Annotated in this window: 26 protein-coding genes and 1 riboswitch; of the genes, 17 read left to right on the forward strand and 9 right to left on the reverse strand. The window is 67.4% G+C overall.

All coding sequences use genetic code 11. The annotated features are described in order from the left end of the window. Positions 1-49 precede the first annotated feature (49 nt). Positions 50-1,618 carry an exodeoxyribonuclease VII large subunit gene (gene xseA / locus Q0C42_RS18525; protein ID WP_295079475.1) on the forward strand — a complete coding sequence of 523 codons (1,569 nt, stop codon included), beginning with the start codon at positions 50-52 and terminating at the stop codon, positions 1,616-1,618. A 192-nt stretch (positions 1,619-1,810) separates the two neighbouring features. Here xseA and Q0C42_RS18530 read toward each other — a convergent pair whose 3' ends face one another. Genes Q0C42_RS18530 through Q0C42_RS18560 form a run of 7 tightly spaced genes read right to left on the reverse strand, consistent with a single transcriptional unit; the run spans position 1,811 to position 5,300 of the window. After that, on the reverse strand, positions 1,811-2,224 hold the full coding sequence (locus tag Q0C42_RS18530) for a hypothetical protein (RefSeq protein ID WP_295079478.1): 414 nt from the start codon (positions 2,222-2,224) through the stop codon (positions 1,811-1,813). Next, positions 2,224-2,613: a hypothetical protein gene (locus Q0C42_RS18535; RefSeq protein WP_295079481.1), complete on the reverse strand. Its 390-nt coding sequence runs from the start codon at positions 2,611-2,613 to the stop codon at positions 2,224-2,226. The genes Q0C42_RS18530 and Q0C42_RS18535 overlap by 1 nt, the downstream gene beginning before the upstream one ends. 1 nt (position 2,614) lies before the next feature. Next, a complete protein-coding gene (locus Q0C42_RS18540; RefSeq protein WP_295079484.1) occupies positions 2,615-2,998 on the reverse strand; it encodes a hypothetical protein in 384 nt (127 codons plus the stop codon). Beyond that, positions 2,998-3,387 carry a hypothetical protein gene (locus tag Q0C42_RS18545; RefSeq protein WP_295079487.1) on the reverse strand — a complete coding sequence of 130 codons (390 nt, stop codon included), beginning with the start codon at positions 3,385-3,387 and terminating at the stop codon, positions 2,998-3,000. Before Q0C42_RS18545 ends, Q0C42_RS18540 begins: the two co-directional genes overlap by 1 nt. Position 3,388: 1 nt before the next feature. Then, on the reverse strand, positions 3,389-3,790 hold the full coding sequence (locus Q0C42_RS18550) for a hypothetical protein (protein WP_295079489.1): 402 nt from the start codon (positions 3,788-3,790) through the stop codon (positions 3,389-3,391). Next, complete coding sequence (locus Q0C42_RS18555; protein WP_295079491.1) at positions 3,790-4,182, reverse strand: hypothetical protein; 393 nt, start codon at positions 4,180-4,182, stop codon at positions 3,790-3,792. Before Q0C42_RS18555 ends, Q0C42_RS18550 begins: the two co-directional genes overlap by 1 nt. A gap of 56 nt (positions 4,183-4,238) precedes the next feature. Next, positions 4,239-5,300 (reverse strand): alkane 1-monooxygenase, encoded by a 1,062-nt coding sequence (locus Q0C42_RS18560; protein ID WP_295079493.1) that lies wholly within the window; start codon positions 5,298-5,300, stop codon positions 4,239-4,241. Positions 5,301-5,350: 50 nt separating this feature from the next. Here Q0C42_RS18560 and Q0C42_RS18565 point away from each other — a divergent pair, with 50 nt between their 5' ends. From Q0C42_RS18565 to Q0C42_RS18595, 7 genes are all read left to right on the forward strand, one after another. After that, positions 5,351-5,665 (forward strand): hypothetical protein, encoded by a 315-nt coding sequence (locus tag Q0C42_RS18565; protein WP_295079495.1) that lies wholly within the window; start codon positions 5,351-5,353, stop codon positions 5,663-5,665. Positions 5,666-5,695: 30 nt separating this feature from the next. Then, the gene (gene ftsY, locus Q0C42_RS18570) at positions 5,696-6,874 is read left to right on the forward strand and encodes a signal recognition particle-docking protein FtsY (protein WP_295079498.1); all 1,179 of its coding nucleotides are present in this window, start codon (positions 5,696-5,698) and stop codon (positions 6,872-6,874) included. Next, a complete protein-coding gene (locus Q0C42_RS18575; RefSeq protein WP_295079501.1) occupies positions 6,871-7,785 on the forward strand; it encodes a hypothetical protein in 915 nt (304 codons plus the stop codon). Before ftsY ends, Q0C42_RS18575 begins: the two co-directional genes overlap by 4 nt. Then, positions 7,769-8,641 carry a hypothetical protein gene (locus Q0C42_RS18580; protein ID WP_295079504.1) on the forward strand — a complete coding sequence of 291 codons (873 nt, stop codon included), beginning with the start codon at positions 7,769-7,771 and terminating at the stop codon, positions 8,639-8,641. Before Q0C42_RS18575 ends, Q0C42_RS18580 begins: the two co-directional genes overlap by 17 nt. Then, positions 8,638-9,537, forward strand: coding sequence for an EamA family transporter (locus Q0C42_RS18585; RefSeq protein ID WP_295079506.1), 900 nt, complete (start codon positions 8,638-8,640; stop codon positions 9,535-9,537). The genes Q0C42_RS18580 and Q0C42_RS18585 overlap by 4 nt, the downstream gene beginning before the upstream one ends. After that, positions 9,537-10,145, forward strand: a complete 609-nt coding sequence (locus tag Q0C42_RS18590) for an inner membrane-spanning protein YciB (protein WP_295079681.1) — start codon at positions 9,537-9,539, stop codon at positions 10,143-10,145. The genes Q0C42_RS18585 and Q0C42_RS18590 overlap by 1 nt, the downstream gene beginning before the upstream one ends. Positions 10,146-10,241: 96 nt before the next feature. Beyond that, positions 10,242-10,874 (forward strand): hypothetical protein, encoded by a 633-nt coding sequence (locus Q0C42_RS18595; protein WP_295079509.1) that lies wholly within the window; start codon positions 10,242-10,244, stop codon positions 10,872-10,874. A gap of 52 nt (positions 10,875-10,926) precedes the next feature. On the opposite strand, the gene Q0C42_RS18600 is transcribed toward Q0C42_RS18595, so the two are convergent. After that, positions 10,927-12,045, reverse strand: a complete 1,119-nt coding sequence (locus tag Q0C42_RS18600) for a tetratricopeptide repeat protein (RefSeq protein WP_295079512.1) — start codon at positions 12,043-12,045, stop codon at positions 10,927-10,929. 131 nt (positions 12,046-12,176) lie between these two features. Beyond that, positions 12,177-12,255: riboswitch (SAM riboswitch) on the forward strand. Between the two features lie 49 nt (positions 12,256-12,304). On the opposite strand from Q0C42_RS18600, the gene metZ reads away from it, so the two are divergent. The 3 genes from metZ to Q0C42_RS18615 all read left to right on the forward strand — a co-directional run bounded on the left by metZ (position 12,305) and on the right by Q0C42_RS18615 (position 16,464). Beyond that, positions 12,305-13,486 (forward strand): O-succinylhomoserine sulfhydrylase, encoded by a 1,182-nt coding sequence (gene metZ, locus Q0C42_RS18605; protein WP_295079515.1) that lies wholly within the window; start codon positions 12,305-12,307, stop codon positions 13,484-13,486. 383 nt (positions 13,487-13,869) lie between these two features. Beyond that, on the forward strand, positions 13,870-14,955 hold the full coding sequence (folE2, locus tag Q0C42_RS18610) for a GTP cyclohydrolase FolE2 (RefSeq protein ID WP_295079518.1): 1,086 nt from the start codon (positions 13,870-13,872) through the stop codon (positions 14,953-14,955). 60 nt (positions 14,956-15,015) lie between these two features. Then, complete coding sequence (locus tag Q0C42_RS18615) at positions 15,016-16,464, forward strand: TrkH family potassium uptake protein (RefSeq protein WP_295079520.1); 1,449 nt, start codon at positions 15,016-15,018, stop codon at positions 16,462-16,464. On the opposite strand, the gene Q0C42_RS18620 is transcribed toward Q0C42_RS18615, so the two are convergent. Beyond that, positions 16,461-18,218: a peptidoglycan-binding protein gene (locus tag Q0C42_RS18620; protein WP_295079523.1), complete on the reverse strand. Its 1,758-nt coding sequence runs from the start codon at positions 18,216-18,218 to the stop codon at positions 16,461-16,463. The two genes, Q0C42_RS18615 and Q0C42_RS18620, sit on opposite strands and share 4 nt — an antisense overlap. Positions 18,219-18,377: 159 nt before the next feature. Here Q0C42_RS18620 and Q0C42_RS18625 point away from each other — a divergent pair, with 159 nt between their 5' ends. From Q0C42_RS18625 to Q0C42_RS18650, 6 genes are all read left to right on the forward strand, one after another. Continuing rightward, positions 18,378-19,304, forward strand: a complete 927-nt coding sequence (locus Q0C42_RS18625) for a glycine--tRNA ligase subunit alpha (RefSeq protein WP_295079527.1) — start codon at positions 18,378-18,380, stop codon at positions 19,302-19,304. After that, a complete protein-coding gene (locus tag Q0C42_RS18630; protein ID WP_295079529.1) occupies positions 19,259-19,777 on the forward strand; it encodes a DUF6446 family protein in 519 nt (172 codons plus the stop codon). Before Q0C42_RS18625 ends, Q0C42_RS18630 begins: the two co-directional genes overlap by 46 nt. Before the next feature lie 2 nt (positions 19,778-19,779). Beyond that, positions 19,780-20,445, forward strand: a complete 666-nt coding sequence (locus Q0C42_RS18635; RefSeq protein ID WP_295079532.1) for an FkbM family methyltransferase — start codon at positions 19,780-19,782, stop codon at positions 20,443-20,445. A gap of 9 nt (positions 20,446-20,454) precedes the next feature. Then, positions 20,455-22,623, forward strand: coding sequence for a glycine--tRNA ligase subunit beta (glyS, locus tag Q0C42_RS18640; protein WP_295079535.1), 2,169 nt, complete (start codon positions 20,455-20,457; stop codon positions 22,621-22,623). Between the two features lie 91 nt (positions 22,624-22,714). Beyond that, positions 22,715-25,261 carry a putative PEP-binding protein gene (locus Q0C42_RS18645; protein WP_295079539.1) on the forward strand — a complete coding sequence of 849 codons (2,547 nt, stop codon included), beginning with the start codon at positions 22,715-22,717 and terminating at the stop codon, positions 25,259-25,261. A gap of 184 nt (positions 25,262-25,445) precedes the next feature. Further along, positions 25,446-26,066 carry a cell wall hydrolase gene (locus tag Q0C42_RS18650; protein ID WP_295079542.1) on the forward strand — a complete coding sequence of 207 codons (621 nt, stop codon included), beginning with the start codon at positions 25,446-25,448 and terminating at the stop codon, positions 26,064-26,066. Positions 26,067-26,145: the final 79 nt, after the last annotated feature.

The following is a 26,145-nucleotide window of genomic DNA, read 5'->3' on the forward strand; positions in this document are numbered from 1 at the left end:
TCCGATTCCGGCGCTTCATCTTCGCGTCGGGATCGGGCATCAATGGCCTATGAGCGAGTTATTCGAAGACGACTCCGCCGCTCCTATCGGCAACCAGCCCGAATACACCGTGTCCGAGCTTTCGGGCGCGGTGAAACGCGTGATCGAGGGTGAGTTCGGGCTGGTGCGGGTCCGGGGTGAGGTGGGGCGGGTGTCGCGTCCGGCCTCGGGGCATCTTTACTTCGATCTGAAGGATGACCGCAGCGTCATCGCGGCGATCATCTGGAAGGGGCAGGTTGCCCGGATGCAGGTCCGCCCCGAAGAGGGGATGGAGGTCGTCGCCACCGGGCGGATGACGACGTTTCCGGGGCAATCCAAGTATCAGCTGATCGTCGATGACGTCGCCCCGGCGGGCGCAGGCGCGCTGATGGCGATGCTGGAAAAGCGGAAAGCGGCGCTGGGGGCCGAGGGGCTGTTCGACGCCGCGCGCAAGAAGCCGATCCCCTATCTGCCCAAGGTGATCGGGGTCGTGACCTCGCCCAGCGGCGCGGTGATCCGGGACATCCTGCACCGCCTCCGCGACCGTTTTCCCCGGCATGTGCTGATCTGGCCGGTTGCGGTGCAGGGGCAGGGCTGCGCGGCAGAGGTTGCGGCGGCGATCCGGGGTTTCAATGCGATCGAGCCCGGCGGGCCGATCCCGCGGCCGGACGTGCTGATCGTCGCGCGGGGCGGCGGGTCGCTGGAGGACCTTTGGGGGTTCAACGAAGAGATCGTCGTCCGGGCGGCGGCGGGGTCGGCGATCCCGCTGATCTCGGCTGTGGGCCACGAGACGGATACCACGCTGATCGACTATGCGGCGGACCTGCGGGCCCCGACGCCCACGGCGGCGGCGGAGCTGGCGGTGCCGGTGCGGCTGGAGCTTCTGGCAACGCTGGAGGCGCTGGGCGCGCGGCTGGTGCGGGGGATCGGGCAGGGGGTGACCTCGCGCCGGCAGCGGTTGCGCGATCTGTCGCGCGCCTTGCCGCGGGTGGAGACGCTGGTGGCAACGCCCCGGCAACGGCTGGATACCTGCGGGATGCGGCTGGGGTCTGGCCTTGGGCTGGCGGTGGCGAAGAAGCATCGCGAGTTCGACCGGGTGGCGGGACGGTTGCAGCCAGCGGCGCTGCGGGGGCTGGTGGCGCGGCAGCGGGACCTGCTGGCGGCGCGGGAGGAGCGGCTGGCCCGCGCGATCCTGCTTCGGCTGGAGCGGCGGGGCGAGCGGCTGGAGGCTCTGGCGGCGCGGCTGGCCCCGGCGCTGGCGCGGATGCTGGGCGAGGCGGGGCGGAAGGTCGGCGACGGGCGGCGGGACCTGGCGCGGCTGGGCGACCGGCTGGAGGCGGCACCGGCTGCACGTTTCGCGCGGCTGAAGGACCGGCTGGAGGCGCTGGACCGGACCCGGACGACGCTGGGCTATGCCGAGACCTTGAAGCGGGGCTACGCGGTCGTGCGGGGGGACGGGGCGGTCGTCACCTCGAAGGCGGGGGCGGAGAAGGCGGCGGCGCTGGAGATCGAGTTCCAGGATGGGCGGCTTCTGGTCGGGGGACGGGGCGGGAAGAAGGGTCGGGGCGAGGGCGAAAGCGGGCAGGGAAGTCTGTTCTGAACGGCCATGTCCAGGCTGGACGGATTTGCGTTTACGCGCGGATCAATGGCTTGTCTGTGGACGTTCAGGTCCCTAACCAATTGGCGCGCCGTTCGGGATGGAGAGCGGGAAATTCCTTGAGTAAGGAATTTGACAAATTTCTTGCTTGAGAAATTTGGTTCCCGGTTGGGGTGCGGTGCTTTGGCGAGTCTCTCAGACGCCGAAGAAGCCTTCGCAGGTGACCACCTCTTCGGCGGGATAGAGCATGATCGGAGCGGTCGCCCGGTCGCCGTCGAGCCAGGCCATCAGCCAGTCGCCGCGGTCGTGGTAGGTCCAGCAATAGGGGAAGGGCTCGCCCTGGTAATCGAAGCAGATCTGGTCGCCTTGCGGCCGCCAGGTGCCTTCAAGGCATTGATCCGCATCGCGCCAGATCGCGCGGCGGCCGGGCAGGAAGGTCTCGACGCCGTAGCGGCCGGTCTGGTCGTGGGTGTCGAAGGTGCGGCCCTGGACGAAGGCTTCGAAGTCCTCGACCGAGAGCGGCGGGTCGCTGTCGGCCAGGGCTGGGGCAGGCGGAAGCGCGAGGGCGCACAACAGGGCGAGGGTCAGCGCAGGCCGGAGGCGGGACATCACGCGCCGACCTCGGGTCCGAAGCAGGCGAGGGGTTCGGTCGTCTCGGCCACGACGACCGGCTCGGAGTCCGGGGCAGTGCCGGCGTAACGGGCGTGCAGGCCGGAGGCGGCTGCGGTGATCTCCCAGCAGTCGGGGGCCGGGTCGCCCTCATACTGAAAGCAGATCATCCGGCCTTCGGGATACCAGTGGCCGACCTTGCAATCGTCACCCAGCACGGTCCAGCGGACGCGGCGGCCGGGCAGGTATTGCTCGACCCCGTAGACCTGGCCGAATTCGGCCCAGGTCATGGTGCGGCCCTGGGTGAGGGCGTCGAAGGTTTCGGCGGTCAGGGGGGCTTCGGCAGAGGCGGGGATGGCCAGGAGGAGGAGAAGGCAGGCTGCGCGCATGTCAGACGCCCACCTCGGGGGCACAGGTCAGGGGCGTGGTGGCGGGCGTGACGGTCTGGGCGGCATCGTCCGGACCGGCGTTCTGGGGCTTGGCGCGGATTATGCCGCCCTCGCGCCAGTAAAGCCAGCAGTGGCGCTGGTCGCTGCCGTCGTAGACGAAGCAGACGGCGGGGCCGTCGGGATACCACAACCCGTCGCGGCAGGGGCCGCCGGTATCGGCGTCGCGGACGCGGCGGTCGGGAAGATAGGCCTCGGACCCCAGGATCGTGCCGTGCCCGGAATAATCGAGCGTGCGGCCGGTGGCGAAGGTCTCGAACTCTTCGGGGGTCATCGGCTGGGCGGCGGCCATCGGGGCTGCGACGACAAGGGCCAAGGCCAGCCGCATCAGACCCCGACCTCGGGTCCGGGGCAAGGGAGCGGCTTGTCGCTGGATTCGACCTCGTAAAGCTCTTCGCCAGGCTGGCTGTCGGTCGACAGGGCGACGAGCGCCCCGTCCTTCAACCAGAAGGTCCAGCAATGCGGGACCGGGTCGTATTCGTAGACAAAGCAGATGTCGTCCTCTTGCGGATACCAGCTGCCGTATTGGCAGAGGTCGGGCGAGACCGACCAGCGGACCTTGCGGTCGGGCAGGTATTCCTCGGTACCGAAGACATAGTCGAGTTGGCGGTAGGTCACGGTCTTGCCGGTGACATGGGCATCGAACTGGTCGGCCGTCATCGGGATTTCAGCAAGCGCGGGGGAGGCGAGGAGGAGGGCGAGCCAAAGGGAGCGCATGTCAGACCCCTACGTCCGGGCCGGGGCAGGCGAGCGGGTCTCTCGATCGGCCGGTTTCGCGGATTTCGATCGGCGCGGAACTGCCCGAGCCGAGTTCGGTGGCGGTGCCACGGAGACCTTCGCCGTCCTGGAAGATATGCCAGCAGGCCGAAAGGCGGCCGTCGGGGTAGGCGAAGCAGATCTCGTCGGTTCGGGCAAACCAGAGGCCGTCGAAGCAGGGTTCCCCCTCGAAGGCCCACCGAAGGGTGCGGTCCGGTCCGTAATCGGCCGAGCCGCGTTCGCCGGTGCTGTAGACGTAGGTGACCGTATCGGTGCCGACATGGGCGGCGAAGGCATCGGCTGTCAGCGGAGTATCAGCCAGGGTCGGGCCGGCCAGAAGGCAGGCAAAGACAGCCGCGCGCATCAGACGCCGACGTCCGGTCCGGCGCAGGGCAAGGGGCCGCCGTCGCGGGAGGATTCCAGGATCTCCCAGCCGCCGCCGTCGCCCATGTAGCGACCGCGGATCTTGCCGTCTTCCAGGAAGTAGAGCCAGCAGGCCGCGCCGGGTTCGTTTTCGTATTCGAAGCAGATCTCGTCGTCCTTCTGATACCATACGCCGTAGATGCAGAGGTCGCCCTCGAAGGCCCAGCGGACGCGGCGGTCGTCGAGGTATTCCTCGGTGCCGAAGAGGCCGTCGCCGTAGTCGTAGGTGATGGTATCGCCGCGGGTGGCGGCGTCGAATTGATCGGCGTTGAGCGGGGTCTCGGCGAAGGCCGGGGTCGAGGAGAGGATCAATGAGACGAGAAGAATGCGCATCCGGGGCTCCGTAGGAAATTGTCGGGAGAGTGCCAGACCTGCGCCCGGTTGGCCAGTCAAGCCGCCGTGTCCGCAGGGGCCGGGGCGGGTGGGGAATTCCGCAGGCGGGCAAGGTGCGGGGCCATCGCGCGACGCCAGAGGCGGGGAGCAAGGGCGAGCATGCAGGCCAGCGGCAGGGGCCAGGGCAGGCGCGGCGCGGCGTCCGGCAGCCGAAGCGCGGGGAAGGGGCGCGAGGGGTGGACGTGGTGGTCGGAATGGCGCGGGGCGTTCAGCATCAGGGCCGAGGTGAACCAGTGGGCGGTGTTCCAGCTGTGCCCCAGGCCCACGGGTTCCACCTTGCCGCCGGGCAGGCGGGCGCGCGTGAGGCCGTAGTGCTGGACGTAGTCCGACAGCAGGATCTGGCTTTGGGCGTGCAGGGCAAGGCCGGTCCAGACCAGAAGGCCCGGCAGGCCCGCAATCAGGGTCGCAAGGACAAGGGCCACCGCGCTGCCAGTCAGGTAAAGCGTGTAGGGGTGGAGGCCGGTATGGGTTTTGCGCAAGGCGGTCTCGGCGCGGGCGCCTGCGCGGAAGCTGCCGATCCAGGCGCGGCGGGCAAAGCGGTAGAAGCTTTCGCCGTCGCGGGCGGTGTTGGGATCGTCGCGCGTGGCCACCGCGCGGTGGTGCACGAGGCGGTGGGCGCTAGCGTGCTGGCCAAAAAGGATCGCCGCGTAACAGGCCGCGCCCAAGCGGAAGAGGCTGCGCTGCGGGCGGTGGATCAGTTCATGCGCGGCAGGGTGGGCGACTTGGCCGAGCCAGAAGCCGGTGGCGCAAAAGAGGAGGACCTTTTCGCCCGCATCCAGCCCGCTGTCGCCGGCGATGGCCCAGGTGGTGACAGGCAGAACGGCGAACGCTCCGAGGCCCACCGCGACAAGGAGGGCATCGGCCGCGGGAAACTCGGCGTCTTCGGCGGTTCCTGCGGTCACGGGGACAAGCTGGTCGAGGAGCAGCGTGAGGACGCCCATGTAGAGAAAGGCCGCCCAGAGCCAGGCCCCGCCCTGAGCGACCCCGAACGCAAGGAGCGGCAGCGGCAGGAGGGCCGCGAAGGCGAAGGCGGTCAGGGGCAGGGGGCGGGCTTGCATCAGGGCTTGGTCCGGAGAAAGCTGGCGGGCAGTAGGGTGCAGGGACGGCTATGCCGGACAACTTGGGCGAAACGCTGGCGCTTGCAACTGCAATGATGGCGCTGGCGGCGGCTGTGGCCTACGGGCGGGGTTTCGCGACGCGGGACGTGGCGGGCACGACAGGGGCTGCGGTCAAGACGGTCTCGACGGGCCTGCTTTCGGCACTGGCGCTGGTGATGCCCTTTGGCTGCTGGTTCTGGATCCCGCTGGGGCTTGCCCTGGGCGCGTTGGGCGATCTTTCGCTGGCGCGTATGGGGGGGCGGCGTCTGGCCTTGGCCCTGGAGCGCGGGTCTGACGGCCTTCCAATGCGGGGGCAAAGGGACTAGGTGAAAGAAAACAGCCCGGAGAGCCTGCCCATGTCGTTCTTCAAGAAGCTCAAGGAGCGGATGTTCCGGTCTTCGGACAAGATCGGCGAGGGGCTGGAGGCGCTGGTCTCGGAGGGGGCGGAGGACGTCAAGGACCCGGGGCAAGCGATCCCCGAGCCGGTGCTGGACGTGAGCCAGGCCGTCGCGCCGGGCCTGCCGGAGGTTGACGAGCCCGAGGCCGCCGCGTCCATTGACCCGGCCCCTGCCGCCCGTCGCGCCGCTTCGGTCGCGCCCCAGCCCGAGTCCCGGACCCAACCCCAACCCGAGCCCGAGCCGGAGGCCGCCAAACCCGGCCTTCTGGGGCGGCTTTTCGGGCGGGTGGCGGTCGAGGAGCCTAAGCGCGTCCTGGACGATGCCATGCTGGAAAGCCTGGAAGAGTTGCTGATCCAGGCCGACATGGGCGTCGACACGGCGGTCAGGGTGACGGCGAACATCGCCGAGGGGCGGTTCGGCCGCAGGATTTCCACCAGCGAGTTGCGCGCGGCACTGGCGGCGGAAGTCGCCCGGATCATGGAGCCGGTGGCGCGGCCGATGCCCTTGTATCCGCAGAAGCCTCAGGTCGTGCTGGTCGTGGGCGTGAACGGGTCGGGCAAGACGACGACGATCGGCAAGCTGGCGTCGCAGTTCAAGGCCGCGGGCAAGACCGTGGTGATTGCGGCGGGCGACACCTTCCGGGCGGCTGCGGTGGAGCAGTTGCAGATCTGGGGCCAGCGGGCCGGGGTGCCGGTGCTGACCGCGCCGGAGGGGTCAGACCCGGCCTCGCTGGCGTTCGACGCGCTGACCAAGGCGCGGGCAGATGGCGCGGACCTTCTGATGATCGACACCGCGGGGCGCTTGCAGAACCGGCAGGACCTGATGGAGGAGTTGGCGAAGATCGTGCGGGTGATCCGCAAGGTCGACCCGACGGCGCCGCACAACACTCTGTTGGTGCTGGACGCGACGACGGGGCAGAACGCGGTGGCGCAGGTCGAGATCTTCCGCAAGATCGCCGATGTCTCGGGGCTGGTGATGACCAAGCTCGACGGCACGGCCAAGGGCGGCGTCCTTGTGGCGCTGGCCGACAAGTTCGGGCTGCCGATCCATGCCATCGGCGTCGGCGAGCAGATCGACGACCTGGCGCCCTTCGACCCGGAGGAGTTCGCCCGCGCGCTGGTCGGGGCCGAGGGGTGATCCGGGCGGGGCTTTTCGCGCTGCTGCTGGCTTCGCCGGCGGGGGCGGAAAGCTTCTGTGCAACGGCTTGGGAGAAGGTCGCGGCCGGATTGACGGCCCTTGGCACGGTCAGCGGCAGCGTGGCGCAGGACGGCGACTGGTGCGTTGTTCAGGGCGCGGTTCTGGACCTTGACGGGCCGTACCTGCCGGATTGGCACGTGGACCGGCTGCGGTTCCGCGGCGCGGCGCTGGGCTGGCTGGTGGACGGCACAGGTGCTCCGGACGGGCTGGAGATCGGCGTCGAGGGGCTGCGGCTGGTGGTCCAGACCGGCGATGCGCAGATGGACTGGCTTTTGGCGGCGCAGGCGCGGCCGAATGCGATCCGGGCCGAGGCTTCGCTGGCCTGGGATGCGGCGGCGCGGGAGTTGCGGCTTGAAGGGCTGAGCATCGACTTTCCGGGCGAGAACCTGGTGGAGCTTTCGACTGTCGTGGCCGGGGTGGACCTGTCCTCGACCGGGGCGATGCAGATGTCGGCCACAAGTTTTGCGGTGACCGAGGCGGACCTGGCGGTCACGACACATGGTCTGTTCGAATGGTATCTGCTGATGGCGGTGGGGCCGAGCGTTCTGCCGACCGAGGGCGACATGGAGGCCGCGGCGGAGGGTCTGCGGGCCGCGATGCGCGCCGCTGTGGCTGACCTGCCCGGGATCAGTTTTTCGGACGCCAGCAAGGCTGCGCTGGGCGCGCTGATTGGCGAACTGCCAAACCCATCGGGCGACCTGGTGGTGTCCTTGCGGTCCGAGGCCGGTTTCGGGCCGTCGCGCCTGATGCCTTGGGCGATGACCGGGGTGCCAAAGACTTTGGCCGAGGCGGCGGGGGTGCTGAACGGCGTCACCGTCGAGATCGGATGGACCCATGCCGATGCTCCGTAAGATCGGACTTCTGGGGCTGCTTGCAGGGCCGGTTGCGGCGGAGCCTGCGGGCTGCCCCGAGCTTGCAGCGGCGCTGGAGGGCCTGACAGGGTATCAGGTCACCGCCCCTCCCGCGGGGCCGGAAGGCGGGTGGTGCGTCTTTGACCGGGCGGTGCTGAAGGCGGAAGGCGGGCCGGATTTTGCAGCAGAACGGTTGCGGCTGCGTGGGGAGCTGGCCGATGGCGCGCTGGTGGAACTGGCGGTGGAGGCGGACGGGGTCCGACTGGCGCCCGGCCTTGGGCAGCGGGACCTGGACCCGGTTCTGCGTGAGACGCTGCGGTTTCAGACGGCGGCGGTGGCGTTCGTTGTGACGGTCGGCCCCGAGGGGCTGGGGCTGCGGGGCGGGGTGGTTCGGCTTTCGGGCGGAACTGAGCTGAAGGTCGAAGCGGATCTGGCGGGGGCGGGGTTGTCGGCGGGGTCGCTTCTGCTGGGGCGGCTGACCTGGGCGCGGCTGGACTGGCGGAACGATGGAAAGCTGTTGCGGCCGGTGACGGAGCGGTGGGGCGAAAGTCTGGTGGACGGCGCCCTTGGCGGAAAAGCGGTCGATGCCGCGCGACTGGCGTTGCAGCATATGGTCCTAAACCTGCCGACGTCCCTGCTTCCGGAAGATGGGAAGGACAGGCTGGACGACGTGCTGGACGCCGTGCCGCAAGGCCGGGGGCGGGTGTTCCTGGAGTTCCGCTTGGCCGAGGGGATCGGTGCGGCGCAGGTCGCCGTAGCGATGCTGTCCGGAGACCCGCTTGGCCCGGAGGCTCTGGCGCGGTTGTTCGCCGGGGCAGAGCTGGCGGTGGACTGGCAGCCGGGGCTGGTCCCTTGACCGAATACCTGCGGTCGATCGAGGGGACGCCTGCGGGGCATGACATGGCCTTGGCGCTCGCGCTTCTGGCGGCGGTGCTGCATGCGCTGTTCGGGGCGTTGCAGAAGGGTCGGCATGATCCCTGGCTGTCACGGGCGGCCATCGACGCGAGTTACGGGGTGATCGCGCTGCCCTTCGCGCTGTTCGTGGTGCCCTGGCCCGAGCCGCACATGTGGCCGATCTTCGCAGGCGCCGTGCTGATCCACATCGTCTACAAGGTCTTGCAGGCGATGACCTATACGCGGGGAGCCTTCACCGTAGTCTATCCGGTGGTGCGTGGGACGGGGCCGTTCTTCACGGTGATCGGGGCGGGGATCGTCTTTGGCGAGACCTTTGCGCCCGGCCAGTGGGCGGGGCTGGCGCTGCTGGTGGGCGGAATCCTGGGGCTGGCGGTCTGGAACCTGACCCATGTCACGGTGGACCGGGCGACGATGGTCCCCGCACTGTGGCTGGCGGTGGCGACGGGGGCGATGGTGGCGGTCTACACCACCTATGACGCCTACGGCATCCGGGCGACGGCGGACCCGTTCACCTTCCTGGCGTGGTTTTTCCTGCTGGACGGCATCTTCATCCCGCTGGTCACGCAGCGCCGCTGGCGGCAGCTTCCCGCCGCCGAGATCGTGCCCTTGCTGAAGCGGGGTGTTCTGGGGGCTTTCGTCGCCTATTTCAGCTTCGGCTCGATCATGCTGGCGACCCGGCTGGACAAGGTCGGCGAGGCGGCGGTGTTGCGCGAAACCTCGACCGTATTTGCCGCCTTGATCGGCTGGCTGGTTCTGGGCGAGAAGGTGGGGCCCGTCAGGGCAGGTCTGATGGCGCTGATCGCCGTTGGCGCAGTGATCATGGAATGGGCGGGATAATGGCCGAGCGGAAGATCAACCCGATACTGAAGCAGGTCCTGGAGCTGGGACCGACGATTCTGTTCTTCCTGGTCTACATGCGGATCAAGGACGACAGCTACAGCTTCGCGGGGACCGAATATTCTGGCTTCATTGTGGCAGCCCTGATTCTGGTGCCGCTTCTGCTCGCTTCGACCTTTACGCTGTGGTTGTTGACGGGAACGATCAGCCGGATGCAGATATTCGTGGCCGTGATGGTGATCTTTTTCGGCGGGCTGACTGCCTGGTTCAACGACGAGCGGTTCTTCAAGATGAAGACCACCATCGTCTACGGGACTTTCGCGGTGATCCTGGGGATCGGGTTGATGCGCGGGAAAAGCCTGCTGCAATGGGTGATGGCCGAGGCTCTGCCCATGAAACCAGAGGGTTGGATGATCTTGACCCGGCGGCTGACGGTCATGTTCGCAGCGCTGGCCGTGGTGAACGAGATCATCTGGCGGACCCAGTCGACCGAGCTTTGGGTCAAGCTGGAGACCTTTGCGATGCCCGCGGCATTGTTTCTGTTCCTGATGGTAAACTTCATGGCACTGCAGCGCTTCATGATCGAGCCCGAGGCCGGGAAGGACTGACCGGAGCGGGGCAAATGCCGCGCTTGGGGCCGCGTTCTGCCGCAGGTCTGCCTTGATGCGGGGCTAGACCTTTCGGCAAGACAGAAGGGTCCTGCCATGTATCGCTCTCCGCTTGATCTCGTCCGCATCTTCCTCAGCCTGTTCCAGGACCTGCCGCCGATGTCGCGGTCGCTGTACCTGCCCGGCGCGGTGCTGCTGATCGGTTATCCGCTGCTGTCGGTGCTGCTGGGTCCGGATCATAACGGCCAGGCCTTCGCCACGGCTTTCCTTGCGGCGCTGGCGGTGCGGATCGGTATGGGGTTCGAGGGCATGGTGCGGCGGATGCTGACCCGCTATTCGGCTACTCAATCGGTGGTCTTCGCGCTGATCTTCGCCTGTGCGCCGCTGGCCGTGCTGGCGATGGTCGATGATCCGCTGTGGTGCCAGCGCATGCAGAGCATGTTCTATGTCGTGATTGCCGGTGTCTTCCTGCAGGACGTGCTGAATGGTCGCAGCACCACCGCCGCCAGCTTCTGGCCGGACGAGGAGATGCGCGCCCACCTGCCGAACCTGACCAAGATGATGGTGGTCTACAACTTCACCTTCCTCCTGCTGAACGAAACCATGATCCGTTTGGTCGAGCCGTCGCAGTGGCTGCTGTTCTGGGCCGTGCTGCCGGTGATCGGCCACATGGTGCTGCGTGCCATGGTGCTGACGGTGATCAACCTGGACGACGGCCAGGCGGTCTGAGGGTTTTTGCAGACACCGACGATACGAAAGGGCGCCCCGGAGGCGCCCTTTGTCATTTTGCCATGACGCAGGCGGTCTTCTTGACATCGGTGCAGCGGCGGAGCGCGGTCAGGACCCCGGCAGGGGCGTTCGACAGCGGCAGAAAGCCGAGTTCGGAGAGCTTGCGGGCATAGGTCTTGGACAGCGCCGGGTCGATGTTCAGCGCAGCTTCGTAATTGGCATAGGCGTCCTCCATCCGGCCGAGCGTCGCGTCGATCCGGGCGAGGGTGTCGTGGTAGACCGCCTCCATCCGCGCGCCGTCGGGGTTCTGGCGCAGGACCTGGGTCACCTGGTCGGCTTCGGCAACCTTGCCTTCGGACAGAAGGGCGGCGCCCTGCACGTTCACCGCGGCCAGATTCTGCGGATAGCGTTGCAGAAGGGCTGCCGCCTCGGCCGCAACGGTGGCGGGCGGCGCGTATTCCCCAAGCGCGAGCAGGCGGCGGGCCAGGATGTCTTCTTCGATGGCGGGGTTGGGGTCGGTCACGGTGCCCGGTGCGAGCGCCTGATCGGCAACCGAGACCACCTCTTCGTATTGGCCAAGTGCTGCCAGCGCGGCAAGCTTGTTGCGGTAGGCATTCTGGTAGCCCGGAGCGAGCGCGATGGCGGTGTCGAAGTAGGACAGCGCCTCGTCCGCGCGGCCAAGGTCGACCAGACATCGCCCCTTGATTTCGTTGGCGTAGGCGTATTGCGGGTCAAGGCGCAGCGCGTTGTCGGCATCATCGGCGCAGCGCTGCCCTTCGCGGAACTGCCACCAGGTTTCGGCCCGGTTGGCCCAGGCCGAGATGTAATCCTCGGTCGCAAGGGCGGCGGAGTAATGCGCGAGCGCCCCGGCGCTGTCACCCTGGTCGTAGCGGACATTGCCAAGCTCGACCCAGACCCAGGCGCTGGCGGGGGTATAGCCAAGGGCCTGCTGCAGGGTGGCCGCGGCCGCGTCATATTGGCCGAGCATCCGCTGTGCCTCGCCCTTGTAGGACAGCGCCAGCGAGGCGTCCTCGGGTGTGGCGGCGGCCTGGAAGGCCTGGTCGCAAAGCGTGACCTGGGCGTCGGGGTCCGAGGTCCGGTCAGTGCAGGATTGCGCCCAGCCCGGTGCGGCGGGGGCAAGCGTGGCGAAGACGAAGAGGAGCCGGCGCATGGGGGCCTTTGGGTGGGGACATTGCGGGCAAGCGTCCTTTACCGGGCGCGAGAAATCAAGGGCGACGGGAGGGCGACTGGAGGGCGACGGGGCGGTCGATCCGGGTTGACCATGGCTGGGTGCAGGCGTATTCAGGCGGCCGTGGCGATTTGTCCTCCGGATTGCGGGCCACGTTAAACAAACCGCTAAAGAGGTGAAGGGCATGGCCCCGGCACCTTTCGGTTGTCCGGGGTTTTTTATTGGCCGGGAGGCCCGCGACATGACGAAGGACTGGAAGACCCGCACAAGCCTGGTGCACGAAGGCACCCGCCGCAGCCAGTATGGCGAGATGGCCGAGGCGATCTTCCTGACGCAAGGGTTCGTCTACCCCACCGCCGAAGCCGCCGAGGCGCGGTTCGTCAAGGCCGGCGAGGACGAGTTCATCTATGCGCGCTACGGCAACCCCACGACCCGGATGTTCGAGGAACGGATCGCCGCGCTGGAGGGCACGGAGGATGCTTTTGCGACGGCTTCGGGCATGGCGGCGGTCAGTGGCGCGCTGATGGCCTGCCTGCGGGCGGGGGACCATGTGGTCAGCGCGCGGGCGCTGTTCGGCTCCTGCCTTTACGTGCTGGAAGAGGTGCTGCAGCGGTTCGGCGTCAAGGTCACCTTCGTCGACGGCGCGGATCTGGAGCAGTGGCGCAAGGCCGTGGTTCCGGGGACCAGGGCGGTGTTCTTCGAGTCGATGTCGAACCCCACGCTGGAGCTGGTGGACATCCGCGCCGTCAGCGAGATCGCCCACAAGGCGGGCGCGCTGGTGATCTGCGACAACGTCTTTGCGACGCCGATCTTTTCCCGGGCAGTGGAGCAGGGAGCGGATGTCGTGGTCTATTCGACCACCAAGCACATTGACGGGCAGGGGCGAGCGTTGGGCGGCGTGGTCTGCGGCACGAAAGAGTTCGTCAGGAAGACGCTTGAGCCCTACATGAAGCACACCGGCGGCTCGATGAGCCCCTTCACCGCCTGGATGCACCTGAACGGAATGGCCACGCTGGATCTGCGGTGCCGGGCGATGGCGGATACCGCGCTGACGGTGGCACGGGCGTTGGAGGCGCATGGCAAGGTCACCAAGGTGATCTATCCGGGGCTGTCAAGCCACCCGCAGCATCAGCTGGCGATGGACCAGATGGGGTCGGGGGGGACGCTGGTCACCTTCGAGATCTCAGGTGGGAAGGAGGCGGCCTTCCGCTTCATGAACGCGCTGGAAATCACGAAGATTTCCAACAACCTGGGCGATGCGAAGTCGATCGCGACCCATCCGGCGACGACGACTCATCAGCGGCTGCCGCAGGACCAGAAGGACATGCTGGGGATCACGCCGGGCCTGATCCGGCTGTCGCTGGGTCTGGAGGACGCGGGCGATCTGATCGCCGACTTGACGCAGGCCCTGGCGCTGGCCTGACCTGGTGCGCCAGCCGGGGGGCCGGTTTGGACCGGTCCCCTGGCCGTGGCCGTTGGTCGCGATTTGGCCGTTGGGTGCAAGGATTTCCTAAAAGACACTTGCGCGCTCTGAGGATACTCCGGGAGATTTCCATTGATAATGCGCAGGCAAGGTCCAGACGTCCAAGCCAGTCAGGATTGGGCGCTTCGACCGTGGATTGCGCCGCCTTGGTCGCAAACGGCGGGAATGCGTCCGAATTTGGCTTGCGTCGCTGCCGGGAATCCCTATCTGATGGACATCTGCCCCGGACCAGGGTGATCCGGCGGCGGGTTCTCTGCGTAATACTATCCGGAAATTGACGGCGCATGCCCGCGGGCGCGCCCGAACCGAAAGGACCTGCCCTAATGAATATCTTTACCCCCGACATCGACCGTCTTCCGACGCGTGAAGAGGCCGAGGCGGCACTGGCTGTGCTGCGGCAATGGGCGGGAAAATCCTCGGACGAGGATATCGCCAAGCTGGATTCGGCGGTGGGCTGGCTGTTGCCCGGCCAGGGCTATCCCGCGCTGTCGCGCTGCTATCCCGAGGCGTTCCGCCCCGACGCGGGCTACAAGGCGTCGATGCCCGACCTGCAGAACGGGCCGTCCAGCCTGATCCGCGGTGCCAAGGCACGCATCCAGCATGTCGGCATTTCGAACTTCCGCCTGCCGGTTCGCTTTGCGACGCGTGACGGGGCGCCGGTGCTGCTGGAGACCTCGGTGACGGGCACGGTCAGCCTGGAGGCGGAGAAGAAGGGCATCAACATGAGCCGCATCATGCGGTCGTTCTATGCCCATGCCGAAAAGGAATTCTCTTTCGGCGTGATCGAGGCGGCGCTGGACGACTACAAGGCGGACCTGGGGTCCTTTGACGCCCGCATCCAGATGCGGCTGTCGTTCCCGATGCAGATGGTTTCCTTGCGGTCGGACCTGACCGGCTGGCAGTATTACGACATCGCGCTGGAGCTGGTGGAAACCGCAGGGGTCCGCAAGCGGATCGCGCATCTGGACTATGTGTATTCCTCGACCTGCCCTTGCAGCCTGGAGCTGTCGGAACATGCCCGGATGGTGCGCGGTCAACTGGCCACGCCGCACTCGCAGCGGTCGGTGGCGCGGCTGTCGCTGGTGCTGACCGGAGACATGGCGCTGGAAGACCTCGTGGAGCTTGCGCGCGGCGCGGTCGTCACCGAGACCCAGGTCATGGTCAAGCGCGAGGACGAGCAGGCCTTTGCCGAGCTGAACGCGGCCAACCCGATCTTCGTCGAAGATGCGGCGCGGCTGTTCTGCGAGGCGCTGCGGCGCGATGGGCGGATCGGCGACTTCCGGGTGGTGGCCAGCCACCAGGAGTCCTTGCACAGCCACGATGCCGTCAGCCTTCTGACCGACGGTGACACCTTCGCGGCGGAAAGCCTGGACCCGCATCTCTTCCGCACGCTGATCCACACGCGCTGAACGCAGGGCCGACGGGCGGCGGTTGACCAATGGCGCAGGGCCGCGTAGCCATGCCCGACCATGGTTGACTTCCGCCCTGTCGCCTACGTCATCGGCCGCATCCTGATCGTGCTTGCGATCCTGATGCTGGCGCCCGCCATCATCGACTGGCGGGCGGGGCTGGCGAATGGCTATGACTTCCTGGCCTGCGCTGCGCTGACAGGCGTCGTCGGTGCGGCGCTTACGCTGTCGACCGGCAACGCGCTGGGGCAGGGGCTGGACACGCGGCAGGCCTATCTGCTGACGGCGGGGATCTGGTTCCTGGTCCCCTTCTTCGGGGCATTGCCCTTCTGGATCGGGGCGCCGGGGCTGTCGCTGCAATATGCCTATTTCGAGGCCGTCTCGGGGATCACGACAACCGGGGCGACGGTGATCTATGGGCTTGAGGACCTGCCGGCGGGGATGAACCTGTGGCGCGGCATGCTGAACTGGCTGGGTGGGCTCGGGATCGCTTTCATCGCGATGATCTTCCTGCCGCTGATGCGGATCGGGGGGATGCAGTTCTTCCGGACCGAAGGGTTCGACACTTTCGGCAAGGCCCTGCCGCGCGCGACTGACATCGCACGGCAGCTCCTGTTCGTCTATTCGGCCCTGACCGTGGCCTGCATCGCCACCTATTCGGCCATCGGGATGGAGACGCTGGACGCCGTGGTCGGCGGCTTTGCGACCATCGCCACGGGCGGGTTCTTCCCGGCGGACGTGTCGTTCAACAAATATGCCGGGGCGGGCGAGTATTTCGGGGCGCTGTTCATGATCCTCGGCAGCCTGCCCTATATCCGCTATGTCCAGCTGGTGAACGGGAGCGCTCTGCCGCTGTGGCAGGACAGTCAGGCGCGGGCCTATCTGCGCTGGCTGGCCTATGCGGTGTTGTCCGTCACCGTCTGGCGGGTCTGGACGACCGGCGACCCGGTCGAGCCCATCTTCCGCGAAGCGCTGTTCAACCTGACGTCGATCATGTCCTCAACCGGGTTCTTTTCCGGCAGTTTCCCGGTCTGGGGCGGGTTCATGCTGGTGGTGGCTTTTGTGATCGGTATCGTCGGGGCCTGTTCGGGATCATCCGCGGCCGGGCTGTCGGTGTTCCGGGTCCAGCTTGTTCTGGCGGTGATGAAGCGTGAGGTACGCAGGATCGGCAATCCGTCTACGGTCGATCCGATCCGCTATGACGGACGCGCGGTCGAAGAGGACGTGCTGAACGCGCTGATCCTGTTCGTGTCGAGTTTCATCCTGATCCTGGGCGTGATGAGCGTGGGAATGACGCTGATGGGGGTCGACACCGTTTCGGCGCTGTTCGCGGTCTGGACGTCGCTGGGCAACGTGGGTTACGGCTTCGGCCCGCTCGTGGAACGCACCGGCACCTTCATCGACTTTCCGCCCGGTGCCATCGCGATCATGACGCTGTGCATGATCCTTGGCCGTCTCGGCCTGCTGGCGATCCTTGTCCTGGTGCTGCCCAGCTTCTGGCGGCGCTAGTCCCAGCAGGAGACGAGCGCGGTCATCCCGGTCGCGGTTTCGGCCAGCGCGCCGGGCGCAAGGGGCGTGGCTGCGGTCGCGGCTTGCGGGGCAAGGCCCGCCTGGGTGAGGAGGCGGTTGATCTCGGACCCCGCCAGCGCGAAAGCCACCCCGGCGGGAAGCTGCTTGCCGCCTTGCGCGGAAGCTGGCAGCAGCATCCCGACCACCGTGCCGGTCCCGTCCAGCACCGCGCCGCCAGCATCGCCGGGCAGGCTTTGCAGCGCCAGGCGGGCAAGACCGGCCTCGCCGTTCAGGCCCTTGGCGTCCTCGAACGTGCCGAAGGTCAGGACCGGAGCGGGCAGCCGGTCTTCGTAGGAATAGCCGGACACGGTGATTTCCGCACCGATCCGGGTCGAAGCACTGGCAAGGGCCGCCACGGCGCGGGGCGCAAGCGGGGCCTGCGGTTTCAGGAGTGCCAGGCCCGTGGAGGCGTCCGAGAGCGCAACCTCGGCCTCCGTTGTGCGGTCGATGGTGACGCGAGCGCACTGGGCGACGGCCTCGACGGTGGTTGCGACCATACCGTCGGCCGACACGAAGAAACCCGTCCGGCTGAACTTCGGTTTGCGCACCTCGAGCCCGGCCAGAAGCCCGGCCTTGGTGCCGGCGTCCATCGCCACCATTCCGGGATCGAGGACCTTTTCGCCGTCGGGCGAGAAACTGTCCTGCAGCACCTTCAGAATGCGGGCGTCGCGGGGTTCGTTTCCGGGGGTCGACATCAGCATCCAGCCCTTGATCCGGTCGCCGTTCAGTTCGGCGAACACCGTGGTGTCGAGCTGGGCCGAGGTGCCGCGGATGCGGAAACTGCGGTCGTCGCGGTCGCGCACACCGTCCAGCGGTACGGATTGCAGCGTCTGCAGCACGTCGTAAAGGCCGTTGAGTGCGGCCTGATCGCCCGGCTGCGAGATCAGCACGATCTTCGGAGCGCCCTCGATCTTGGCACGGTAGTGGACGAAGGGCGGCTCGTAATGGTCGAACTCGACCAGAGCGAGGGGCAGGATGACGGTGATACCGGATTCCGTCTCGACCACCTGTTCAAAGCCGTAGGCAGCCAGCTCGCCCTGCCAGGCGTCCAGAAGCTCGCGACGCTGGCGTGTAGTCAGGATGCCGGTGGCCTCATAGCCCCGTGCGTCCTGCCAGGCCGACATTGACGTGCGGGTGCCGGGACCGAAGGCGCCATCGATGGCCGAGGGGTAGTAGCCGAACCATTTCAGCGCGGTCTGCAGGTCCTGGCGTTCTTCCAGGGTCAGCAATGCTTCGCCGTCGCGGGCCTGCTGGCGGTCTTCGTCGGGGGTGGCGGCGGGCTCAGGCTCGGGCGCGGGCTCAGGCTCGGCGGCCGTCGTCTCGGTCGCGGGATCGACGGCCGCCGGGGCAGGCGTCCCCGCGGCGGGCCAGAACTGCTCGCGGAGATCGCGGCGAAAGGCGATGAAGCTGTCGGAGGGGATCAGCCGTTCCGACTTGAGCTGGGCGAGGAGGTCCGCCGCTTCGGCTTGCGGGAAGGGGCCGATCAGGACGCCGAACCAGCCCGAACGCAGATCGAAGCCCGCCGTTTCGGGGAAAAGCGCGCCATAGGACTGGGCACGGGCTTCTGCCGTGGCGCGGTCGGGATGCGCCTCGACCTGAATGTAGACCTCGCCGTCCTGGGCCGCGCCTGCTGTGGGGTGCATCAGCAGCAGAACGGACAGAAGAAGGGCCAACACGGCAACGGGTCTGAACATGGGACGGTCCTGCGCAAGGCGTTTTGCGCACCTTTAGTCAGTGCGCGTGTGGCGGCAAGGGTGAAACCGGTCACGTTTGCGCCGGTCCTTTCCGGAATTGACCCTTTCGCCCCCAGTGGATAGGGAAGGCGCCAGTCCAGCCCCTGCCAGAGGCCGCCCATGTCCGACGCCCCCTCCACGCCCCGAAGCTTCCAGGAGATCATCCTGCGGCTGCAGTCCTACTGGGCGGCACAGGGCTGCGCGGTCCTGCAGCCCTATGACATGGAAGTGGGCGCGGGCACCTTTCACCCGGCGACGACGCTGCGCAGCCTGGGCACGAAGCCCTGGGCCGCCGCTTACGTGCAGCCCTCCCGCCGCCCCACGGACGGGCGCTATGGCGAGAACCCGAACCGGCTGCAGCACTATTACCAATATCAGGTCATCATCAAACCCAGCCCGCCCGACCTGCAGGCGTTGTATCTGGGCTCGCTTCAGGCGATCGGGATCGACCTTGGCCTCCATGACATCCGCTTTGTCGAGGACGACTGGGAAAGCCCGACGCTGGGCGCCTGGGGTCTGGGCTGGGAGGTCTGGTGCGACGGGATGGAGGTCAGCCAGTTCACCTATTTCCAGCAGGTCGGCGGGCATGACTGCAAGCCCGTGTCCGGCGAGCTGACCTATGGTCTGGAGCGGCTGGCGATGTACGTGATGGGCATCGATCATGTGATGGACATGCCATTCAACGATCCCGCCAGCCCGATCCCTTTGAAATACGGCGACATCTTCCGGCAGTCGGAAGAGGAATACAGCCGCCACAACTTCGACGGGGCGGATACCGAGATGCTGTTTCGGCACTTCGAGGCGGCAGAAAAGGAATGCGCGCGTCTTCTGGCGTTCGAGCCCGAGGACCCGAAATCCGGCAAGCGGATCATCATGGCGCATCCGGCCTATGACCAGACGATCAAGGCCAGCCACCTGTTCAACCTTCTCGACGCCCGGGGCGTGATCTCGGTCACCGAACGGCAGGCCTATATCGGTCGGGTGCGGGCCTTGGCAAAGCAATGCGCCGATGCTTTCCGCCAGACCGAAGCGGGGGCGGATCAGTGAATGCTGGCAAGATCATCGTGGGGGTCATCTTGATCGTCGCAGCCGCCGCTGGCGCTTTCCTGTGGTACACCGCCGAACGCGCATTTTATGAACCCGTGGCCTTCCAGCCCGGCGCGGAAATCCGGCTGGTGCCGCTGACCGGCGACCAGCCCGAGGCCATCGTGGTCGAGGGGGTCGAGGGGATCGACGCGGTCAGCTCTCCCATCAAGTTCCGCGCCTGCTTCACCACGCCCCTGTCGTTGGCGATGCTGACCGAAACCTACCGCGACTACCCTAAGGCCGAGCCGCTGGTCGCCCCGCGCGGCTTTGACTGCTTTGACGCGCAGGCCATCGGGCAGGCGCTGGAAAGCGGCGAGGCGCTGGCCTTCCTGTCCGAGCCCGAGATCCATCCCGGCGTCGACCGGGTCGTCGCCGTTTTCCCCGACGGGCGCGCCTTCGCCTGGCACCAGCTGAACGGCAACCTCGCGGAGTGAGCATGGCCGAGGCCGAGGACGCCCTGAGGAAGCTGAAGCGCCGTCACAAGCGCGACCTGCGCCATGCGCGGGCCGAGGGGCTGCTGGCTGGCGTCGTGTCGATGTTGCGGCCGGGGGATGTGGCGGTGGACTGCGGCGCGAACCGGGGCGACGTGACCGAGGTGCTGGCGTCGTCGGGTGCGACGGTTCATGCCTTCGAGCCCGATCCCTATAATCTGGCCCACCTGCAGGATCGCTTTGCCACGGCGTCGAACGTGACGTTGCATTCGGCGGCGGTGGGGGTGGAGGCCGGGACCGTGCGGCTGATGCGGGCGGCAAACTGGGACGACAACCCGGACTTTGCGTCGGTGAAAAGCACCGTCGTTGCGGGGGGCCACAACATCGCGGAAGGCGAGGGGATCGACGTGCCGATGATCGACTTCCCGGCCTTTCTGCGCGGGCTTCTGGACGCGCAGGACCGGATCGCCTTCATCAAGATGGACATCGAGGGCGCCGAGCTGGACCTGCTTGAGGCGATGCTGGACGCCCGCCTTTTCGATCATATCCAGCTGACCGTCGCCGAAACCCATGAGCACAAGTTCAAGGACCTGCGCCCGCGCTTTGCCGATCTTCGCGCTGCCATCGCCGCCGCCTATCCGCCCGCCCGCGTGAACCTCGACTGGATCTAGGAACCTGAAATGCCCGACCTTCTGATCGAACTCTTCTCCGAGGAAATCCCGGCCCGGATGCAGGCTCGCGCCCGCGAGGACCTGCGCAGGCTGGTGACCGACGGGCTGGTCGAGGCGGGGCTGACCTATGCCTCGGCGGGCGCGTTTTCCACGCCCCGGCGGCTGGTGCTTTCGGTCGAGGGACTGACCGGTGAGAGCCGCCCGGTGCGGGAAGAGCGGAAGGGGCCGTCCGTGTCGGCCCCGGCGCAGGCGGTCGAGGGGTTCCTGCGGTCCACCGGTCTGACGCCGGAGCAACTGGAACGGCGCGCGGACAAGAAGGGCGAGACCTTTTACGCCGTCGTGGAAAAGCCCGGCCGTCAGGCCTCCGAGATCGTGGCCGAGGTGCTGGAAGCGGTGATCCGCACCTTCCCCTGGCCGAAGTCGATGCGCTGGGGCTCGGGGACCTTGCGCTGGGTGCGGCCGTTGCAGTCGATCGTCTGCCTCCTGTCGGATGAGACCGGCGCGCATGTCGTGCCGCTGACGGTGGACGGGATCGTTGCGGGCAACGTGACCGAGGGGCATCGGTTCATGGGCAACGGGCGGTTCGTGGTGAACGGGTTCGACGACTATGCCGTGAAGCTGAAGCGCGCCAAGGTGGTGCTGGATTCCGCCGAGCGCGAGGCCGCGATCTGGCAGGGCGCGCAGAACCTGGCCTTCGCCTCGGGCATGGAAGTGGTCGCGGACCCCGGTTTGCTGGCCGAGGTCGCGGGGCTGGTAGAATGGCCGGTTCCGTTGATGGGCCGGATCGGCGAGGCCTTCCTGAGCCTGCCGCCCGAAGTCCTGCAGACCAGCATGAAGGAACACCAGAAGTTCTTTTCGGTCCGGAATCCGAAGACCGGGCGGATCGAGGGTTTTGTGACCGTCGCCAACATCGAGGCGGCGGATGGCGGCGAGGTGATCCTGAAGGGGAACCAGAAGGTCCTGGCCGCCCGCCTGTCGGACGCGAAGTTTTTCTGGGAGAACGACTTGCGCGTCGCCAAGGCAGGCATGGGCGAGTGGGTGGAGGGGCTGAAGTCGGTGACCTTCCAGGCGAAGCTGGGCTCGCAGGCGGAGCGGATCGAGCGGATCGCTGCGCTGGCGCGGGAGATTGCGCCGCTGGTCGGGGCCGATGCCGACGACACCGAACGCGCCGCGCGGATTGCCAAGCTGGACCTGCGGTCGGCGATGGTGGGGGAGTTCCCGGAACTGCAGGGCGTCATGGGCCGCTACTATGCGCTGGAGGCCGGGGAGAAGGCGTCCATCGCCGATGCCGCTCGCGACCACTGGCGGCCGAAGGGGGAGAGTGACTCCGTCCCGACCGAGCCGGTCTCGGTCGCCGTGGCGCTGGCCGACAAGATCGACACGCTGGCCGGCTTCTGGGCGATTGACGAGAAACCGACGGGGTCGAAGGATCCCTACGCGCTGCGGCGGGCGGCGCTGGGGGTGATCCGGTTGGTGCTGGGGAATGGGGTGAGGTCAAGTCTGGTGGTACTATTTGACGGGCACCTGAATCGCGTTCTTGCCGAAGCTGCTGAGAGGCACGCTGCGGAAGCTAGAAAACACGGTGGCGACTATGCCTCCGCAACCGGCACGGCATTGACTGAATCTGACGGAAGAATGGTTTCGACGAACGCGGTAGACCTCCTCTCCTTCTTCCACGACCGCCTCAAGGTCTACCTCAAGGACCAGGGCATCCGGCACGACATCATCGACGCCTGCCTTGCCATGCCGGGGAACGACGACCTGACGCTCCTCGTGAAACGGGCCGAGGCGCTGGCGGCGGTGATGAAGACCGAGGACGGGGCGAACCTGATCCAGGGCTACAAGCGGGCGGCCAACATCCTGAGCCAGGCCGAGGCGAAGGACGGGGTCGAATACTCGTTCGGGGCAGACCCGAAGTTCGCGGAAACCGACGAGGAGCGGGCGCTGTTCGCGGCGCTGGACCAGGCCGAGGCGGCGATTGCTCCGGCGATGGCGCAAGAGGACTTCGGCACCGCGATGGCTGCGATGGCCGCCCTTCGCGCGCCGATAGATGCCTTCTTCACCACGGTCCAGGTGAACTCGGACAACGCCATCGTCCGGCGGAACCGGCTCAACCTTCTGCACCGCATCCGGGCGATCTGTTCCGGCGTTGCCGATCTGACGCGCATCGAAGGCTGATAGCGCCCAAAGATTTGTCACCGGACTGACATGTCACGCTTGATTGACAGGGGTTTCGGCGTATTCTGCACCTGAACAAAAAGGTGCTGCGGTGCAGAAACACGACCCCATCGCGGAATTCGCGCAGATCACGCCCAGTGCGCAGATCGCGACCGCAAGCCACGGCTGGCGGGCCAAGTGCCTGCAGCGGCTGGTGCGGCTTGACCTGCCGGTGCCGAAATCCGTGGCACTGCCCGCCACTACCGTCCGGTCCATCGCGGCGGGGCACGGGGTGGATGCGGCTGGAATCCTTGACCATTTCGGCGACGGCCCGCTGATCAGCGTGCGCCCCAGCCCGGCGAACCCGGATTGGGGCGGCCCGTCCACGATCCTGAACATCGGCTTGAACGCCAAGCGCCACGCCCGGCTGGCCGAGACGCATGGCGAGGCGGCGGCGGATGCGCTGTTCCTGCGCTTTGTGCAGGCCTATGCGATCCACGTGGCGCGGCTGGACCCCGATGTCTTCGACGGTCTGAAGCCGGGACCCGGTGCCCTGCGCGAGGCGTTGCGGCAGTACGAGATCGAGACCGAGGCCCCGTTCCCCGAGGACCCGGCCCGCCAGCTTTCCGAGGTCTTGCGCAGCATGGCGCGGGCCTGGGAGGGGACCTCGGCCCGGCTACTGCGCCAGGCCAAGGGCGCGCCGGAGGTGGCGGCGCTGGGACTGGTCGTGCAGGAGATGGCGCAGGGGATCGGGCAGGGGATTTCGGGCTCGGGCGTGATCCAGTTCGTTGATCCGGTGACCGGCCAACGCCAGATCACGGGGCGCTATCTGGGGCAAAGCCAGGGCCGCGACGCGCTGAAGACGACCGAGGCGTTGTACCTGACGCGCGACCCACGAGGGCCGTCGCTGGAGGATGTGGCGCCCGAGATCTTTGCGACGCTCGTCGATTATGGCGCCACGTGCCGCGCGCGGCTGCGCGAGGAGATGCAGGTCGAGTTCACCATCGAGGATGGGCGTCTGGCCGTGCTGGATGCGGTCAAGGTACAGCGGTCGGCCCGAGCGGGGCTGCGGATCGCGGTGGCGCTGGCCGAGGACGGGGTGATCCCGCGGAATGAGGCGGTGCTGCGGGTGGAGCCGCGCGCGCTGTCGGAACTTCTGCACCATCAGGTCGATCCGCGCGGGGCGCGCGATGTGATTGCCCGGGGGATCGCGGCCTCGCCCGGGGCGGCGACGGGAATACTGGTGTTCTCGTCCTCGGCCGCGCAGGCGGCTGCGGCGCGGGGCGAGGCCTGCATCCTGGTGCGGCGCGAGACGGCGCCCGAGGATATCCGGGGCATGCACTCGGCGGCGGCAGTGCTGACCGAGCGGGGCGGGATGACCAGCCACGCGGCGGTGATCGCGCGCGGGTTGGGCCTGCCTTGCGTCGTGGGCGCGTCCGAACTTCGGCTGGAGACGCGGGACAAGAAGCTGACCACGGCCGACGGGCGCGTCTTCCGCGAGGGTGACGTGGTGACGCTGGACGGCACCAAGGGCGAGGCGCTGGCCGGCGCGGCCGAGATGCTGCCTCCGGCGCTGGACGACAGCTTTCGCCGCTTGCTGAGCTGGGCCGACGAGGTGCGCGACATCGGGGTGCGCGCGAATGCCGACACCCCCGCCGACGCCGAAACGGCGCGGAAGTTCGAGGCCGAGGGGATCGGGTTGTGCCGGACCGAGCACATGTTCTTCGATGAAGACCGTCTGGTGGTGATGCGCGAGATGATCTTCGCCGACACCCCCGGTGATCGGGCCGCGGCGCTGGCGCGGCTGCTGCCGATGCAGCGCGCGGACTTTGTGCAGCTCTTTGAAATCATGCAGGGATTGCCGGTCTGCATCCGGCTTTTCGACCCGCCCTTGCACGAATTCCTGCCTTCGGACCGCGAGGGGTTGCGGGATCTGGCGGAAGCCTTGGATCGTCCGCTTTCGGAAGTCACCCGCCGCGCCGAGGCGCTGACCGAGGTGAACCCGATGCTGGGGATGCGCGGCGTCAGGCTTGGCGTGGTCCTGCCGGAAATCTACGACATGCAGGCTCAAGCCATCTTCGAGGCAACGCTGGAAAGCGCGCGGCGGGGGGCCCCCGTGGTGCCCGAGATCATGATCCCGCTGGTCAGCGCGCGGCGCGAGGTCGAGCTGGTCAAGACCCGCATCGACGCGGTGGCAGCGATGGTGCGCACCAAGGCCGGGGCCGACTTCGACTACAAGCTGGGCGTGATGGTCGAAACCCCCCGGGCGGCCTTGCGGGCGGGGGAGATCGCGCAGCACGCGGCGTTCCTGTCCTTCGGGACCAACGACCTGACCCAGATGACCTACGGGTTGAGTCGCGATGACGCGGGCCGCTTCATGAACACCTATGTCCGGCTTGGCGTTTTCCCGGAAGACCCGTTCCACATCCTGGACATCGACGGAGTGGGCGAACTGCTGCTTATCGGGGCCGAGCGGGGCCGCAAGACACGGAGCGACCTTACACTTTCCATCTGTGGCGAGCATGGCGGCAACCCGGAATCCATCGACTTTTGCCGTCAGGCGGGGTTCGATTATGTGTCCTGTTCGCCCTACCGGGTGCCGATGGCCCGGCTGGCGGCGGCGCACCTTGCGCTCAACGATAGGGCGAAACTCGTTTAAAATCAGTTAATTACAACGGATTCTTGAGGGAATCACCGCTTTTTCGGCGAGATGTCGCTTATGCGCCGCCGATTAGCGTGGCATTTGCGCAACAGCGGTGGACCCTCTGGAACAGTTCACCTAGGTCGCCTGCTGCTTGCAAGGGCGGGGCTTACGCCGCCTGAAACCAAAGACGGATGAGCAGATGAAACGCGACCTTGCGACCCTCGCGCTGGCGATGGCCCTGGCGGCCACGACTGCAGCGGCCGACGGCAGCTGGCCGGCCAGCATGTTCGGCTTCCAGACAGCCGCCGCTACCCCCGACCTGCAGCGCCTGCCCCAGCCGGAGCTGAACGGCCCGCTACCCGCCATCGCCATGACCGATGGCATTACCGAAGAATGGCTGATGTCCCGCCCCGTGCCCACGGGCGACGAGGAGTGGACCTGCCTGACCGAAGCGCTTTACTTCGAAGCGCGCGGCGAAAGCCTGGACGGGCAGGTTGCCGTGGCCGAAGTGATCCTGAACCGGGTGGACAGCCGGCTGTACCCCGGCTCCGTCTGTGGCGTCGTCCGCCAGCGTGGCGGTGGGGGCTGTCAGTTCTCGTATGTCTGTGACGGGCGGGCCGACCGGATGCGCGACAAGGTGTCTGCCGACCGGGCGGGCCGGATTGCGCGGGCGATGCTGGACGGGGCCCCGCGGGTCCTGACCGACGGAGCCACGCATTTCCACACCCGCGCCGTCCGGCCCAGCTGGTCGAAGCGCTTTGCCAAGACCACGGTCATCGGTGCGCATCTCTTCTACCGACAGCCCGGCAGCCGGGGGTGATGTCGGGTATCGTGCGTTCGGTGACGCCTTCTCGCTTGGCCGTCGCGCGCTGCATGGTATGAGGGGCCGAATAGCGGAG

This window comes from Tabrizicola sp., from assembly GCF_022842145.1.
Classification (GTDB): Bacteria; Pseudomonadota; Alphaproteobacteria; order Rhodobacterales; family Rhodobacteraceae; genus Tabrizicola.

What these genes read in the sequence shown, in the direction of transcription:
- Q0C42_RS18600 (WP_295079512.1), bottom strand. Translation starts at nt 12,045, where the DNA reads ATGCGCCGGCTCCTCTTCGTCTTCGCCACGCTTGCCCCCGCCGCACCG.
- ftsY (WP_295079498.1), top strand. Translation starts at nt 5,696, where the DNA reads ATGTCGTTCTTCAAGAAGCTCAAGGAGCGGATGTTCCGGTCTTCGGAC.
- Q0C42_RS18590 (WP_295079681.1), top strand. Translation starts at nt 9,537, where the DNA reads ATGGCCGAGCGGAAGATCAACCCGATACTGAAGCAGGTCCTGGAGCTG.
- Q0C42_RS18530 (WP_295079478.1), bottom strand. Translation starts at nt 2,224, where the DNA reads ATGTCCCGCCTCCGGCCTGCGCTGACCCTCGCCCTGTTGTGCGCCCTC.
- Q0C42_RS18615 (WP_295079520.1), top strand. Translation starts at nt 15,016, where the DNA reads ATGGTTGACTTCCGCCCTGTCGCCTACGTCATCGGCCGCATCCTGATC.
- Q0C42_RS18635 (WP_295079532.1), top strand. Translation starts at nt 19,780, where the DNA reads ATGGCCGAGGCCGAGGACGCCCTGAGGAAGCTGAAGCGCCGTCACAAG.
- Q0C42_RS18630 (WP_295079529.1), top strand. Translation starts at nt 19,259, where the DNA reads ATGCGCCGATGCTTTCCGCCAGACCGAAGCGGGGGCGGATCAGTGAAT.
- Q0C42_RS18650 (WP_295079542.1), top strand. Translation starts at nt 25,446, where the DNA reads ATGAAACGCGACCTTGCGACCCTCGCGCTGGCGATGGCCCTGGCGGCC.
- Q0C42_RS18550 (WP_295079489.1), bottom strand. Translation starts at nt 3,790, where the DNA reads ATGCGCGCGGCTGTCTTTGCCTGCCTTCTGGCCGGCCCGACCCTGGCT.
- folE2 (WP_295079518.1), top strand. Translation starts at nt 13,870, where the DNA reads ATGAATATCTTTACCCCCGACATCGACCGTCTTCCGACGCGTGAAGAG.
- metZ (WP_295079515.1), top strand. Translation starts at nt 12,305, where the DNA reads ATGACGAAGGACTGGAAGACCCGCACAAGCCTGGTGCACGAAGGCACC.
- Q0C42_RS18580 (WP_295079504.1), top strand. Translation starts at nt 7,769, where the DNA reads ATGCCGATGCTCCGTAAGATCGGACTTCTGGGGCTGCTTGCAGGGCCG.
- Q0C42_RS18595 (WP_295079509.1), top strand. Translation starts at nt 10,242, where the DNA reads ATGTATCGCTCTCCGCTTGATCTCGTCCGCATCTTCCTCAGCCTGTTC.
- Q0C42_RS18545 (WP_295079487.1), bottom strand. Translation starts at nt 3,387, where the DNA reads ATGCGCTCCCTTTGGCTCGCCCTCCTCCTCGCCTCCCCCGCGCTTGCT.
- Q0C42_RS18565 (WP_295079495.1), top strand. Translation starts at nt 5,351, where the DNA reads ATGCCGGACAACTTGGGCGAAACGCTGGCGCTTGCAACTGCAATGATG.
- glyS (WP_295079535.1), top strand. Translation starts at nt 20,455, where the DNA reads ATGCCCGACCTTCTGATCGAACTCTTCTCCGAGGAAATCCCGGCCCGG.
- Q0C42_RS18540 (WP_295079484.1), bottom strand. Translation starts at nt 2,998, where the DNA reads ATGCGGCTGGCCTTGGCCCTTGTCGTCGCAGCCCCGATGGCCGCCGCC.
- Q0C42_RS18620 (WP_295079523.1), bottom strand. Translation starts at nt 18,218, where the DNA reads ATGTTCAGACCCGTTGCCGTGTTGGCCCTTCTTCTGTCCGTTCTGCTG.
- xseA (WP_295079475.1), top strand. Translation starts at nt 50, where the DNA reads ATGAGCGAGTTATTCGAAGACGACTCCGCCGCTCCTATCGGCAACCAG.
- Q0C42_RS18535 (WP_295079481.1), bottom strand. Translation starts at nt 2,613, where the DNA reads ATGCGCGCAGCCTGCCTTCTCCTCCTCCTGGCCATCCCCGCCTCTGCC.
- Q0C42_RS18560 (WP_295079493.1), bottom strand. Translation starts at nt 5,300, where the DNA reads ATGCAAGCCCGCCCCCTGCCCCTGACCGCCTTCGCCTTCGCGGCCCTC.
- Q0C42_RS18625 (WP_295079527.1), top strand. Translation starts at nt 18,378, where the DNA reads ATGTCCGACGCCCCCTCCACGCCCCGAAGCTTCCAGGAGATCATCCTG.
- Q0C42_RS18555 (WP_295079491.1), bottom strand. Translation starts at nt 4,182, where the DNA reads ATGCGCATTCTTCTCGTCTCATTGATCCTCTCCTCGACCCCGGCCTTC.